9 protein-coding genes are annotated in these 14,777 nt (G+C 63.4%); 6 read left to right on the forward strand and 3 right to left on the reverse strand.

Translation table 11 applies throughout. The features are described from left to right. The first annotated feature begins 6 nt into the window (after window positions 1-6). From EA187_RS00520 to EA187_RS00540, 5 genes are all read left to right on the forward strand, one after another. Window positions 7-1,989: a hypothetical protein gene (locus EA187_RS00520; protein ID WP_127778815.1), complete on the forward strand. Its 1,983-nt coding sequence runs from the start codon at window positions 7-9 to the stop codon at window positions 1,987-1,989. Continuing rightward, window positions 1,986-5,444 carry a tetratricopeptide repeat protein gene (locus tag EA187_RS00525; RefSeq protein WP_127778816.1) on the forward strand — a complete coding sequence of 1,153 codons (3,459 nt, stop codon included), beginning with the start codon at window positions 1,986-1,988 and terminating at the stop codon, window positions 5,442-5,444. Before EA187_RS00520 ends, EA187_RS00525 begins: the two co-directional genes overlap by 4 nt. 55 nt (window positions 5,445-5,499) lie before the next feature. Next, on the forward strand, window positions 5,500-6,750 hold the full coding sequence (locus tag EA187_RS00530) for a tetratricopeptide repeat protein (RefSeq protein ID WP_127778817.1): 1,251 nt from the start codon (window positions 5,500-5,502) through the stop codon (window positions 6,748-6,750). Between the two features lie 99 nt (window positions 6,751-6,849). Continuing rightward, a complete protein-coding gene (locus EA187_RS00535; RefSeq protein ID WP_115603441.1) occupies window positions 6,850-7,113 on the forward strand; it encodes a hypothetical protein in 264 nt (87 codons plus the stop codon). A 503-nt stretch (window positions 7,114-7,616) separates the two neighbouring features. Next, window positions 7,617-9,383 carry a GYF domain-containing protein gene (locus EA187_RS00540; protein ID WP_127779485.1) on the forward strand — a complete coding sequence of 589 codons (1,767 nt, stop codon included), beginning with the start codon at window positions 7,617-7,619 and terminating at the stop codon, window positions 9,381-9,383. Window positions 9,384-9,486: 103 nt separating this feature from the next. Here EA187_RS00540 and EA187_RS00545 read toward each other — a convergent pair whose 3' ends face one another. Continuing rightward, entirely contained in the window at window positions 9,487-11,007 is a 1,521-nt protein-coding gene (locus tag EA187_RS00545) for an Rqc2 family fibronectin-binding protein (protein WP_127778818.1), read from the reverse strand. 144 nt (window positions 11,008-11,151) lie between these two features. Here EA187_RS00545 and EA187_RS00550 point away from each other — a divergent pair, with 144 nt between their 5' ends. Continuing rightward, window positions 11,152-11,898, forward strand: a complete 747-nt coding sequence (locus tag EA187_RS00550; protein WP_164855863.1) for a tetratricopeptide repeat protein — start codon at window positions 11,152-11,154, stop codon at window positions 11,896-11,898. A gap of 17 nt (window positions 11,899-11,915) precedes the next feature. Here the strand turns inward: EA187_RS00550 and EA187_RS00555 are convergent, their stop codons facing one another. Then, a complete protein-coding gene (locus EA187_RS00555; RefSeq protein ID WP_115603437.1) occupies window positions 11,916-12,941 on the reverse strand; it encodes an aldo/keto reductase in 1,026 nt (341 codons plus the stop codon). Window positions 12,942-12,983: 42 nt separating this feature from the next. Then, complete coding sequence (locus EA187_RS00560; protein WP_127778819.1) at window positions 12,984-14,732, reverse strand: SDR family oxidoreductase; 1,749 nt, start codon at window positions 14,730-14,732, stop codon at window positions 12,984-12,986. Window positions 14,733-14,777: the final 45 nt, after the last annotated feature.

Consider the following 14,777-nt stretch of genomic DNA (forward strand, 5'->3'; position numbering starts at 1 on the left):
CAGTCTATGCAGGGACTCAATCTCAAGACGCATACACGCCCCGCAGCACCACGAGGGGCTCGGCAGAGCCGATGGGTTCGACGCCTGGTCGGTGCCCTGATCTGTGTGACGCTGGTGGCCGGGACGGCCTCCACGGCGTTTGCACTCGATAAGAACCAGATCGTTCAGATGACGAAGCTGGGCCTTGATGATCGCGCTATTATGGGAGCGATTGATTCGGCCGGTGAGGGCATCTCGTTGAGCGCCGAGGACGTGGAAGATCTGCGCGCTCAGGGCGTCAGCGACCAGGTGATCGACCACCTGCGCCGCCGCGGCATGATCGCCGGAGAGAGCGCCCCGACCGAGCAGGCCCCCGTTGATGAAGGTGTCGATCCTCTGGCACCGGCCCCCGCCCCGGCTCCGGCCGAAGGGGAGACGGATTATGAGCGTGAGGAGCGCGAGCGTCTGGAGGCCGAACGTCAGGCCGAGATCGAGCGCCGTGCCAACGAGCTCAACGCTCAGCGCGATGCCGAGGCCGAGCGTCAGCGCAAACTTGAGCGCGCCGCCGCCCAGCTGCCCCGCGCCGCCCAGATTGTGCGCGACGGCAACAACATGGAAGGCGCGCGCATGTACCTGGAGTTTCTCTCCTACGAGCCCGAACAGGGCTCGGAGAACTGGTATGAAGCGACCTTTGGCCTGGCCAAGGCGCTCTACCAGGAGGGCATTCTCTCCGGGGCGTCGACGCCTCTTCTTGAAGTGCTGATGGCCGGTGCCGACAAGCCGCATTTTGTCGAAGCCTTCCGTATGCTCGAGGAACTCAGCTCGCGCATCGGCTACAACCCGCCCATCCTTGAGGAGCTGACCCGCTTCTACGTGGGCGATAAGAACGAGCGTTTCCAGGCCGAGTTCAACTACTACATGGGCAAGTTCTTCTACGGGTATAACCGTATGGACCTGGCCCTGGAGTACCTCGACCAGGTGCCCGAGAGCGCCACGGATTACCCCGAGTCGCGCTACCTTGCCGGTGTCGCTCGCCTGGATCCGGCGGTGAATGACATCCCCGGGGCCCTGCGTAACTTCGAGGCCGCGATTCTCGCGGCGGAAGCCGCCCCCGGTGGCAACGAAGACATCCTGCAGCTGGGCTATCTGGCGCTGGCGCGTGTCTTCTTTGAGGTGGGTTTCTTCGATGTTGCGCTCTTCTACTACCAGAAGATCCCCTCGGAGAGTTCCCGTCACGCCGATGCGGTGTTTGAGTCGGCGTGGAGCTACTTCATGAAGAACGACTTCAAGCGCGCGCTGGGAGCCTTCCACACTCTTCAGAGCCCCTACTATTCGCAGCGCTACTACCCGGATCTCTACATCCTGGAGTCGACCGTCTATCTCAACCAGTGCATCTTCCCCAAGAGCCAGCGCGCGCTTGCCGAGTTCAAGAGCCGCTACCTGGATCAGCGCCCGCTTTTGCAGGCGTACCTGGAAAACACGTTCGAGCCGGAGGCCTACTGGCAGATGATGGAAGATGCCTACAAGCCCGGCGAGAGCGCGCCGATTCCGCGTCTGTTTACCAACGCTGTGCTTGAGAGCCTTCCCTTCTACAACGTGCACCGGGTGGTGCGTGCGCTGCAGGCGGAGCGCGCCGCGCTCAAGGCTAACATCTCGGCGCTCGGCGACTTCGGTGAGCAGGTGCTTGAGCGGGTCGAAGAGCAGCTTGAGCTCAAGGTTCAGGAAGGGGGCATTATCGTTCAGCAGCGGCTCACCGCTGTGGACCAGGAGTTGGAGAACTGGGAATTGCGCTCGCTGCAGATCGAGTTTGATATCGGTAGTGAGGAGCGCACGCAGCTCCAGCAGCGTCTTCAGAACCCGAATTACGAGGCCCCTGAAGCCGCCGAAGCCGGTACCACGCTGATGGTCGTCGCCGACGACTGGCAGCCCTGGCCCTTTGAGGGCGAGTACTGGCTTGATGAGGTCGCGAGTTACCGCAGTCAGATGCGCACGGAGTGCATTGAACAATGAAAAACCGTCATACAACCCGCACGATCTTCGGAGCGCTGATGGTGGCGCTTCTCGCCAGCCCCACCGCCGAGGTCTGGGCGCAGGATATCAGCACCCAGGAGCGCGAGCGCGCCACGACTGACGATATTCTCGACTCGGCCTCGCGCCGCCTCGATGAGCAGGCCGCTACCGAGAGCGAGCGTGAAGTTGAATCGGACCTTGAGGCCGAGACCAACGTCACACTCGACCAGGTTGAGGATGAGCAGCGCACCATGTCGGTCGAAGAGATCGAGGCGCTCAAGCGTCGCCTCGAAGCTCAGAACCGTCGCATGATCACGCAGCTCGACGAGATCATCGCGCGCTCTCCCTACGCCGCGCAGAAGCCGGACTGGATGTTCCAGAAGGCCGAGCTGCTCTGGGAGCTGCGCAACATGGAGTACGTGCGGGCCCGTACCGAGTTCAACGCATGTCTGGACGCGGTTCACGAGGGCACCCTCGATGAGAGTGAGTGCCCCGAGCCCATGCCCGACTACAGCGAGGCGCAGGCGATCTACGAAGATATCCTTCGCGAGTACCCGGATTACAACCGCCTGGACGAAGTCATCTTCCGTCTCGGAAGCGGGCTGATTGAGGCCAATCAGGGTGCGCAGGCCGTTGGTTATCTGCAGCGTCTGGTGACGAACTACCCCAACTCTCGCTACCTCCCCGATGCCTACCTGGCGCTCGGTGAGTTCTTCTTCGACCAGCAGCAGGCTGGTGTGGCGAAGATGAACTACGAGAAAGTTCTGAACTACGAGCAGTACCGTAACTACGACTACGCCCTCTACAAGCTGGGCTGGTCGCACTTCAATAACGGTGAGCACCGCGAGAGCGCCGATACCTTCAAGCAGGTTATCGCCCGCGCCGACTCGGCTGCCTGGAACTTCCTTCAGACTCAGGCCAGCAATGACCTGATGCTGGCCCTGGCCGAGATCGACGACGGCTGGATTGAGGCCCGGGACTACTTCACCGAGATTCGCGACATCGAATACACCTACGAGCAGATCAGCCGGATGGCGGGCTATCTCGAGCTCCAGGGTAAAGACGCCGATGCACTTGCCGCTTACGAGTGGTTCCTCGAAGAGCGCCCCAACGATCCCTCGGTGCCCGACTGGATGGACGCCATCGTCCGTTCGTTGCGTCGGAACAATTTCGAGGCCTACGAAGAGCGCGTGCAGCGCTACGTGGCCTATCTCAACCCGCAGGGCACCTGGTTCCGTAACAACACCGAAGAGGAGCGGGCGATCAGCAACGCCAACCTCCTTGTGGAAGGGAACCTGGCGCGCCTGGCCAACCATTACCACCGTCAGGCCCAGCGAGGCGGGACGCGCGAAGACTATGTGACCGCGGCCGACTACTACCAGCAGTTTATCGATCGTTTCCCGGAGCATCCGGCTTCGTTCGATATGACCTTCTTCCTGGGTGAGATTTACCTCTACAACCTGGAAGATTACGAGCGCGCCGCGCTTCAGTACCAGCTGGTGGTCGACCTCTACAAAGACGACAACATCCCCGAAGAGGCCAAGCCCGAGGAAGTCGAGGCGCTGGTGCGCGACGCGGCCTACGCCGTGGTCAGCTCTTACAACGAGCTTGTGAAGCAGCATCACCCCGACTCGATCCTTGTGGAGATGGCTGCGCGTGCCGGTGAGAACCCCGAGCCGACCTCGCAGCGCATGGACTCGGCGGCCGACGCTGGCGAGACTCCGCCGATTCCGCGCACCGACCTGCTGAAGTATGAGCAGGGCTTCGTGGAGGCGAGTGACCAGTTCTCGGAGATGTATCCGACCGAAGATGTGACTCCCACGGTCGACTACGTGGCTGCCGAGGTCTACAAGAGCCGTGGCCACTACGATAACTGCGTGCCCCGTTACGAGAGCATCATCGAGAACGCGCCGCGCCACACCTACGCCAGCTACGCCGGCAACAGCCTGCTGGAGGCGAACTACCGTCTGCAGCGCTGGGATGAGGTGGAGAAGTGGGCCCGTCACCTGTTGGAGAACGAGATCTTCGACGTGACCCCGCGTGATAGCCTGACGCAGTCGATCGCCTACGCGATCAACGAGAAGGCCATCGACCTTAAGGAAGAGAATAAGGTCGATGAAGCTGCCGGAGAGATGCTCCGCCTGGCCGGGGAGTTCCCCGACTCGGAGTTTGCCCCCGGTGCGGTGTTCAACGCTGCGGCCATTTATGAGGGTGGCAACGAGGTCAACCGCGCTGTCGAATTGTACCAGCGCGTCATCGACACCTACCCGGAGTCGGAGCAGGCCCCCAACGCACTCTACGTGCTCGGGCTCATCTTCGAATCTCGCGCCGATCTCTCGCAGGCCGCCACCTACTTCGCTCGCCTGGGCGAAGAGAACTATCGCAGCTACGAGAACGCCGGCGACGCGGTTTACAACGCGGCGGTCCTGCGTACTGCGATGGAGCAGTGGGACGAGGCGATCGCGACCTACGAATCTTACCTGGAGTACTTCGGGGCAGAGATCGAGGACGAGGAGGTGAACACCATCGAGCTTGAGATGGCCTTCCTCGAGAAGAATCGCGAGAACTGGGACGCTGCGCGCACCCGCTTTGAGGAGTTCCTCAAGAAGGACACGATCAAGGGCGCGGAGCGCGTCGAGGTGAACCTTGAGCTGGGGCTTCTTGCCGAGCAGATGCAGCCCCGGAACTGGGAGAGCGTCGCCGACGGGTACTTCACCGATGCGGTCAGTACCTGGAAGGAGCTCGACGAAGAGGGGCAGGGCGCCAGCCGGCAGTTCGCTGCTCAGGCCCGCTTCCACCAGGGTGAGGCCATCTTCCGGAAGTTCAAAGAAGTGCAACTCTCCTTCCCGGTGCGGACTCTGACGCGGACCGCTCAGGAAAAGGGTCAGTACCAGCTCGACGCCGAAGAGATCTTCGCCGAAGTCATTCAGATGAAGAGCCCGCGCTGGGTGGCGGCTGCCGCCTACCGCATCGGTCAGGCCTACAAGGACTTTGCCGAGGGGCTCTTCAACCTGCCGCTTCCCGAAGGGCTGACGCCGGACCAGGAGTTCGAGTACCAGCTCTCGGTGGAAGACCTGGCCTTCCCGCTTCAGGAACGTGCGCTCACCGCGTTTAACCGGGCGCTGGAGCTTGCGCTTGAGTATGAGGCCTACAACGAGTGGAGCCGTCTCTCCGCCCAGGAGATCAGCCAGCTTGAGCGTGGTGCCTACCCGATCACCGGGCAGGAAGGTGTGGCGGTGGAACACAACCGCACCGAGTTCTTCGCGCCGGCTCCGGTGACGGAGTTGTCGGTGGTGGCCGAGCGTGGTGCCGCGCGCTTGGAGCGTCGGCCCAAGCCGCAGCCCGCCCCCGCGCTGGATGAGAACGGACAGCCCATTGAGGCTGGGCCCGAAGGTGCGACGCCGGCTGAAGGCGAGGGTACGCCGTCGGCAACGACTGAAACCCCGGCCTCTTGAGTTAGGACGATCATCGACGACACACACGCCGCAAGGCGTGGTGCGAGGATAGCATATGAAAAACACACTCACTAACCTGACTCGCCGCCCCCTGATGGGGGTATTGGCTGGTGCGCTCGCGGTGACGCTGAGCGCGGGTTGCTCCAGCGCCCCGAAGACCGTCGATGAGGCGCCGGTGGAGGTTCCTGAGAAGTCGGAGCAGGAGAAGATCTCCGAGTCGACCGGGATTCCTCTGGAGGCCCTCGGTGCTTTTGAAGAGGCGATGGCGGCCATCGAAGCCGGCGCCACCGAGCGTCAGACGGCCATCGAAGCCCTGGAGCGTGCCATTGAGATCGAGCCTACCTTCGCGGAGGCTCACTACAATCTCGGGCTTCTCTACGGTGAGATCGATCGCAATGACGATGCCGTCGAGCGCATTCAGAATGCCCGTGAGCTCGACCCGGATGTCTTTGATTACACCGTGGCGCTGGCCAAGGCTTACGCCGAGAACGAGCAGTATGACGACGCGCAGACGCTCTTCTCGGAGGTGGTTGCACGCGATCCGAACAACCTGGTCGCCAAGAATAACATGGCGGTCATCGCGCTTCGCCGCGGCGAGGAAGATCAGGCGCTGCGCTACGTCGAAGAGATCCTTCGGGAAGATAACGTCAACGTCGGCGCGCTCAACACGCTGGGTCTGATCTACATGGAGCGCGAGAACCTCTCGCTGGCGAAGTACTCGCTGCGTAAAGCGCTCAAAGAGGATGAGGCCAACGTCGACGTGCTCAACAACCTGGGGCTGGTTTACATCCAGGAAGACAACGTCCCGCTGGCGGTTGACTCCTTCTCCAAGGCGATTGAGGCCGATGAGGATTATCTGGAGAGCCGCCTGAACCTGGCTGCGATCCTGCTCGAGTACCTCGATTATGAGCGCGCCAACGCGCACTTCACGCACGCGGTGCGCATTGCGCCTCATCACTGCGTGGCCAACCTGGGCAAAGGTGCGTCGTCTTTCGCCGTCGGTGAGCATGAAGACGCTGATGAGCGCTACAGCTACTACCTGGAAGAGTGCGATAGCGATCATCTCTCCAGTCTGGAGCGTCTGGCGCAGCTCAACGAGACGCATCTGCAACGTCCCGAAAAAGCCATCGCGTATTACGAGCGTCTGGTGGAGCTGGAAGATGACGTGAACAAGGTGGCCAACTACCAGGCGTCGATTAACTTCATGCGCTCGCAGCTTGAGCAGCAGGCGCAGCAGCCGGAGCCCGAAGCGGCGCCGGAGGTCGAAGAGGCTCCGGAAGGCGAGGGCGAGGAATCGGCTGAGTGATCCTCGTAGGCTGCGGCGTCTTTGACGGCGGGGTGTTGGGGCGCTACACTTTTTCGGCAGGACGCGTGATATGGCGCGGATCGATTGAGGAGAGAGACGATGAAAAAAGCAATCTTTTGTCTGGTGCTTGCGGCGACGACGGTGTTCGGTGCCCAGGCTTTTGCGCAGGACGCCGAAGAAGGTGAGACGCGCTCGCGCTTCTACGACTTCGAAAATATGCTCGTCGAAGGTGAGTTTCGCTCGCCGGACCTGATGAACATGGAAGGTCGTGGTCAGGCGCAGTTCCAGCGTCTGCTGGACCTGAAGACGAGCTTCCTGCCGAAGATTCAGGAAAGCACCGAAGAGGCTGCGCTGCAGCAATAAGCGCCTCTTCTCGTGAGTTCCAACGCAATGACGCCCCGCCATCCCGTAGAGGATGGCGGGGCGTTTGTGTTGATGGCGGACACATGAGGTGTGAGAGGGGCGCGGGCGGGCCTAACGTAAAAGGTTGTGTCGATGTGGGGGAGATCGGGCCGTTGAGGCGCCAGGCGCGGTGTTCCGGGGGAAGATCTCGGTTGGGCGGCAGGGGTGACAACAGATTGACGCTTCATAAAGCGCTTTGCTACGTTGGAAGCCGCTGACCGGCACGCTTCCTCATTGATGTACGCCCGGGAGAGAGCCCCCTTCTTCGATGGAGGGTACGCGCCTCCGGGGAGCTCGCTGCGCGAGCAGGTACGAGACGTTGAGGGTCGGTTGGAACGAGTGCGCAGCGAAAGGTTGCGAAAGAGAGGTGGCGGTCGCGGATGATCGTCACAGAGCTGGTCGAATCCACGCCGGCCGCCTGATGAGGCGGCGTATTAGAGGCAACGCGAAGGAGCGGTTCCCCGATGAAGATCGTTTGCGACAACTGCGGCGCGAAATATTCCATCGCGGACGACAAGGTCCAGGGCAAGGTCTTTAAGATCCGGTGTAAAAAGTGCAGCGAGGTCATCGTGGTCAAAGGGACCGCAGAAGGTAGTGAAGAAGGGGGCGGTGAGTTCGGCTCGGCCTACGGCAACACCGGCGGAGCGTCGGAGTGGTACGTGGTGATCGACGGCGATCGCGTCGGTCCGATCACGCCCGAAGAGGTGGAGGCCTACTTCACCGCCGGTCAGGTGCACCCGGATACGTTCGCCTGGCGTGACGGGTTGGATGACTGGGTGATGTTGAGCACGCTCAACGAGTTCGCGCATCTGATGCAGGACGCGGCCGGTCCGAATGACGCGACGATGATCGCCTCGGCGCATAATCCGCTGCCGGCGACCGATCTCGACGCGACGGCTGCAATTAACTCCGGGCGGTTTGATAGCCTGGAGGGCTACAGCGACAACAGCGCGTCGGTGGAGAGTGGTAGTTACGACCAGCAGCCCTCGATCGAGAGCTACTCCGACAACGGGTACGGAGGTGGTGGCTATGACGATGGCTACGACGCCGGCGGCTACGATGCTGGAGGCTATGACGACGGCTTCGGTGGTGGAGAGGGCGGAATGTTCGCCGCGTTTGATTCGACACCTCCGGAAGACGATTACGCCGGCGGTTATGGGGCCGAGGAGCCGGAGCCGGCTGCCGCTCCCGCGTCAGGCGATATGGTGGGCGCGCGCAATGAGAACAGCGTGCTCTTCAGTCTGAGCAGCGTCGACCAGGTCAAGGCGGTGAGTAAGCCCGCGGAAGGGGCGGCGCAGGGTAATGACAAGTCCGGTCTGATCGACATTCAGGCGCTGGCGAGCACGCACGCGTCAATGAAGGGCGATAAGAGCTCGGATGATGATTTTGCGCCGGGGACGATGAGCATGCCGGCGTTGATGCCGATGGGCAGTCATCGCAAGCAGAACAAGGGGCTGATGATCGGCGTGATCGCCGGCGTGGCGATTCTGGCCCTGGCGCTCGTGGTGGTGGTCGTGGTGCTGCTGGGCAAAGATGGTGGCGATCAGCCGGCACAGCCGGCGGTGGCTGCTGCGCCCGCAGCGGCACCGGCAGCTGCTGAGGCGGCACCGACGCCCGAGGAGCAGAAAGAGGCCGAAGAGGCCAAGGCCGCCGCGGAGGCAGCCATGGCCGCTGCCAATGACAAGGGCTCCGAGGAGGAGGCTGAGGACGAGGCCGCCGCCGAAGAGGACGAGAAAGAAGAAGCACGCGCGGAGGCTCCTGCCCGTAAGGAGCGTGCGAGCTCGCGTACGAGCACCCGTCGCAGTGAGCCCGCGCCGGAGCCGACGCGCACCGCGTCGCGCACCACCGGCTCGTCGGGCGGCGGTGTGGACTCGATCATCGGTCAGCTGGATCGTTCGGGAAGCTCGTCGAGCAGCTCCGGCGGCAGCGCCCCTGCGGCGGCGAAAGATGTGCCGGATAGCCTGTCGCGCTCCCAGGTCGCCGGGACGATTCGTAAGTACAACTCGCAGATCGCATCGTGTGCTCGCGATTCCAACTCGGGTGGTCTCAGTGGGACGGCGCGAGTGCGTTTTGCGGTGCAGCCTGCAGGCAACGTCACGGGAGCCAGCGTGCAGGGTGGCCCGATGGCCGGCACCGACCTCGGCGGTTGCATTGAGCGGGTGGTCAACTCGATGCGCTTCCCCGAGTCGAAGAGCGATCTTCCGATCACCTATCCCTTCGTGATTCGCTGAGCGCCGAGCTTCGGCTCTCCGTAAGAATCGAAAAGCCCGCGAGCGAGAGCTCGCGGGCTTTTTTTTGGGGGTGAGGCGTCGGTGTGAGGGGCGCGGAGTGGGTTCAATCGGCGTGGTCGTCGATTTCGCTTTCGAGCAGGCGCTGGAGGCGGTCTTCGTCGAGGGTGACAGCGAGGGTGGAGCCGGCAGCGATGGTCACCAGTCCGGGGGCGGCGCCCCGGGGTTTTCGCACGTGGCGGGCGTCGGTGTAGGTGACATCGATCAGGGAGTCTTCGCGACCACGGGAGAAGTGGGCGGCGAGTGTGGCGGCGTCGAGCAGCGTCTCACTGTCGAGGTCTTCGCCGCGGTCGCGGCGGACCACGACGTGGGCACCGGCCCAGTCACGGGCATGCAGCCAGAGGTCGCGTCCGCGGGCGATGCGGGTGGTCAACGCGTCGTTATGGCGTGCGCCTCGACCGACCAGGATGACTGCGCCGCGACGGGAGCGGAACTCGCGGTAGGGGGGACGCGGTGCGAGTGCCTTGCGGGCGGCGCGTTGCCGGTGGGTGGTCTTGAGGAGGCCCTGGTTTCGGAGTTTTGCGTTGAAGGCTGTCAGTGTATCGAGATCGGCTTCGGCGAGCTCCTGGAGGCTCTGGCGAGCGTCTTCAAGGGCTTCGAGCGTGTCGACCGACTCCAGGTAGCGGGTCTCGACGTCGTCACGGGCTTCTTTGTAGCGACGGTACTGGTGGAAGTAGCGATCGATGTTCCATTGGAGGTCGTGGGCGGGGTCGAGCTCAATGATGATCTCAGGCATGCCCTCGGCGTAGTAGTCGGGGACGCGGACCTGGGAGGCGCCCCGTTCGACTTTTCCGTAGGCGCTTTGGAGGAGCTCACCGAATTTTTTGAAGTCGGCGGCTTCATCGATCCGTTGGAGGTCCTGCTCGATGTGTTTGACGCGTCGGCGCAGGCTTTTGGCGCGGGAGCGAAGATCGCGGGAGAGCGTGCTGAAGAGGCTCTCGCGGGATTCCTGCGCAAGGGTGGTGCGGGTGTGGTGGTCGATGTAGGCCGAGCGGCTGCCGTCGGCTGGCAGTTGCTGGAGCGCGGGGGTGGGCGGAGGGCCGAGTTCGGGTGGGGCCGGGGGAGGGAGGTAGGGCGTGGAGGGGCGTAGCAGGCGATCGCCAAGGGTGCGGGCGTGGGCCAGGCCTAAGACGGTGCCTTCTTCGGTGAGGATGATGTTGGGGTGGTGGCCGACCAGCTCGGCGATGAGGCGCAGGGAGCGGCGGGGGGCTTTGTCGTCTTCGGGCTTCGGTTCCCAGTCCGGGTCGACCGCAGAGAGATGGAAGGTGAGGACGCGGTCGGCCGGGTCGAGCTTTATCGCCTCAATCCAGGCGCCGTGGAGCCATTTGCGAAGTTGCATCACGAAGGCGTCGGGGCGGCCCTCGACCCGAGGGCGCTCCTCGACGAGGTGGGCGCGTGCGTCGGCGGGGGCGGCGCTCAGGAAGATGTGGTGGGTGTGACCGGGGACGCGTACCTGGAGGGTGAGTTGGCGCGGGCCTGCCGAAAAGACTTTCTGGATGACTCCGGGAAGGGTCAGTGCGGCGAGCTCTTCGGCGATCAGGGCAAGGTCGGCGTGGGAGAGGGGCATGGGGGGCACGTTGGGGGCGGGAGGAAAATTTGGGAGGGCGCCTGGCTCGTGTTAGCGTCAGCAACTCAGAGAGGGCACGGATGATGTGCCATGGTGCAGGTGTGGGACCAGGCCTTGAGGGTAGCAGGTATGTGGCGAAGAGGGATGCTTGTTGTGATGGTGGTCGGGGTGCTGCTGGGGAGCGGGTGCGCGACCGGGGGGCCGTCGGAGGAAGAGCAGATCGAGAAGAGCGCGCAGTTTCATTATGACATGGGCGCTGGCTACTTCGAGTCCAACGAGGTGACCCACGCGATTCGGGAGCTGACCCGGGCGTTGGAGATTAACCCGGATCATGCTCAGGCCCATTACCTGATGGGGATTATTTATATGGGGAGGCGCGACTACCGTCGCTCGATGAATCATTTTGAGGAGGTTCTTCGGGTGGAGCCGAGCTTTCACTTTGCGCGCAACAACCTGGGGTCGGTGTATCTGGCCATGGAGCGGTGGGAGGATGCCGAGCAGGAGTTTTTGATCCTGATCGATGAGACGCTCTACACCACGCCGGAGCTTGCGCATAACAACCTTGGGTGGGCGTATTACAACCAGCGTCGCTTCGCCGAGGCGCTGGAGCACTTCAGGATGGCGGCCTTTCTAGCCCCGCAGATGTGCCTGGCCGATAACAACCAGGGGCTGGTGTATGAGGCGATGGGCAATGAGAGTGAGGCGGCGCGCTACTACCGCCTGGCCATTGAGAAGTGCCCGGAGAACTACCAGGAGCCGCACTTCAATCTGGGGAAGTTGATGCAGGCACGCGGCGACGGACGCGCTCATGAGCACTTCCGCCGCTGCGTGCAGATTCAGCCGCGCAATGATCTGGCGGAGCGCTGCCGTCAGTACTTGAGTGTGAACTGAAGGGCAGCGCTGCGGGCTCAGGAGTGGGGGCGGCCGCGAAGAGGGAAGACGTCCTGGTCGGGGATGTGTCGCCCGGCGTGAGTGCCTGGCGGGCAGAGGGTGTCGATGGCGTCTTCGAGTTCGGCGTCCCAGTCGATGTTAGCGCTGTTAAGGGCGTCTTCGGCCTGGGCCAGGGTGCGCGGGCCGATGATGACGGAGTCGACCAGGGGATTGGCCAGCGTCCAGGCGGTCGCGAGCTGGCTTAGGGGGATGTTGCGGGCGTCTGCCAGGGGGCGGAGTTCATCGACGACCTGGAGGGATTCTTCGCGCCACTCGGCCTGGCGCATGCGCACGTCGCCGCGTGCCAGACGGGAGCCTTCGGGGGCGGGGGCGTCCCAGCGGTACTTGCCGGTGAGGACACCGCGGGCCAGGGAGGAGTAGGTGACCACGCCCAGGCCGTAGTTTTGGGCCATGGGGATGAGCTCGCGCTCCATGTCGCGGTTGAGGATGTTGTAGAGGGGCTGGACGACGTCGACCGGTTGCCAGCCGTGGGTGCGGGCGATGCCGATACGGTCGGCGATCTCCCAGGCCTGGTGGTTGGAGACGCCGCTGTAGCGGATTTTCCCGCTTCGGGTGAGGTCTTCGAGCGCACGCAGCGTTTCTTCGGGGCGGGTGTGTGGGTCGGTGAAGTGGAGGTAGAAGATATCGATGTAGTCGGTGTTGAGTCGGCGCAGGGAGTCTTCGCAGGCTTGGATGAGGTGGCGTGCGGAGAGGCCGCGGTCGTTGGGGTGCTCGCTCATGGGGCGGCAGGCTTTGGTGGCAAGCACGATCTGGTTGCGGCGACCGGCCATCAGCTGGCCGACCATCGTCTCGGAGGCGCCGCGGCTGTACATATCGGCGGTGTCCCAGAAGAAGACGCCACGCTCCAGGCAGAGGTCGGCGATGTTGCGGGCCTCATTGAGGTCGGTGCGGTCGGCAAACATCATCGTACCCAGACAGATGCGGGAGACGTTGATGCCGGTTTTTCCGAGGCGGCGATGGGGGATGTTCGGGGTGGTGCTCATAGCGTTTTGGAGCTCGTTTTGGGGGAGGTTGATGGAGGAGGATCAGGTGGGGAATTCGTGTTTGACGCTGCGTCGCATCACGCGCTCAAAGATGGCCGGGGCGATCTTGTTGAGCCAGTAGGCCTGGTGGGCGGTGGAGCCGATAAGTGCGATGCGGCGGCGGTTTAGGGTCGCATCGATGATGGCTTCTGCGACCTCGGAGGGGGGAAGTTCGGAGGCGTTATCGCGGGCATCTTTGCGAAAGGCGGTCTTGATGTAGGCGGGGCAGGCCAGGGTGATGGAGACGCCCTGGTCGATAAGCTCGGTGCGCAGGGATTCGAAGAAGCCGTGCAACGCGTGTTTGCTGGCGGCGTAGGCTGTGCGTCCGGTCAGCGGAGCGAAGCCGGCAACACTGGAAATCGCGCAGATGCGGCCTCTGGACCGGGTGAGCCAGGGCAGGGCGGCTTCGGTGATGCGTACCGCGCCCATGAGGTTGACGTCGATGACCTCTTCGATGCGGGCGCTGGTGGTGTTTGAGAAGAGCGCGCGGGAGGGGATGGCGGCGTTGTTGTAGAGGACGTCGATGCTGCCGAAGGTGGCGCCTGTCGTGTCGATGGCGCGCTGGCAGTCCTCGGGGATGCGCAGGTCGGCGTTGATCGCCAGGGCTTGTGCGCCCAGGGCCCGGGTCATCATGAAGGTGCGCTCAAGGGCGTTGGGGTCGCGCTCCAAGAGCGCGAGGCGGTCGCCGCGGCGGGCGTGTGCGCGGGCGAGCTCGAAGCCCAGGCCACCGCCGGCACCGGTGATGAGTATGGTGGCCGGGCCGTCAAAGGTGCGGGCGTTGCGGTAGCGCTCAAAGGCCTCTTCGGAGTTCAGGGCGGGAGTGAAGCCGAAGTCGCGTTTAAGCGCGGTGTTGTCGAGGACGGGGCGGTGCTTGATGAAGAGGACCTGCTCGGGCCCGTAGGGCCCGATGCCGCGTTTGGAGAGCGCGGCCAGAGCGGTGCGCACCAGCGATTCGGGCAGGGGGAGGTAGCGGTTATTCATGCGGCGGGCGATCTCTTTGAGGGAGAGGACGCCGTCGCCGGTGAGGTTGTAGATGCCGGTCTTGCCGGTGTGAATCCCGTGGCGAATGGCGTCGACGACGTCGAAGTCGGCGACGATGCAGAAGGGGGAGTCTGCGCCGCGAATGCCGGGGACGACGGGCTGCTCGAAGAGTCCGGTGATCTGGTTGTCGGTCTGAGGGCCGAGGACGGTGGAGACGCGGAAGATCAGCTGGCCCAGGTGGGGGAAGTCCTGGCGAGCGCGCTCCAGATCTTCTTCGACCGTGCGCTTGTGATGGGCGTAGGCGAAGACGTCGTTTCCGCGGACCGGGTCGTTTTCTTTGAGGGCGGGCGGGTTGTCAGGGTGGTAGCCGTAGGCGGCACCGCTGGAGGTGTAGATCAGTTGTTTGACGCCGTGGTGAGCGCAGGCCTGGACGACGTTTCGGGTGCCGATCACGTCGACATCGTACTGGAGTTTGCGAGTGTCCCCGGGGGGAGGTGTGACGATAGCTGCGAGGTGGACGACGATGGCGGGCTTGTGTGTGGCGATGAGGGTGTGAACGGCGTCAGCGTCGCGGATGTCGAGGTCTGCGGGGATGAGGCGCGGGTCATCGGGAAGATCCTCGGCCAGGGGGCGGATATCGGAGGCGATGATGGTGCGAAAGGCTGAGGTCTCTTCGAGGAGTGAGCGCAGCAGGGCGTCACCGACAAAGCCTGCGGCGCCGGTGATGAGGATAGTGGCGTCTGCAGCGGAGTTTTTCTTGGACTTTGCCATAGGAACAACCATCTCGGCGTCGGGAAAGGGAAACGTTGGGGTGAA

The organism is Lujinxingia sediminis, assembly GCF_004005565.1.
Classification (GTDB): Bacteria; Myxococcota_A; Bradymonadia; order Bradymonadales; family Bradymonadaceae; genus Lujinxingia; species Lujinxingia sediminis.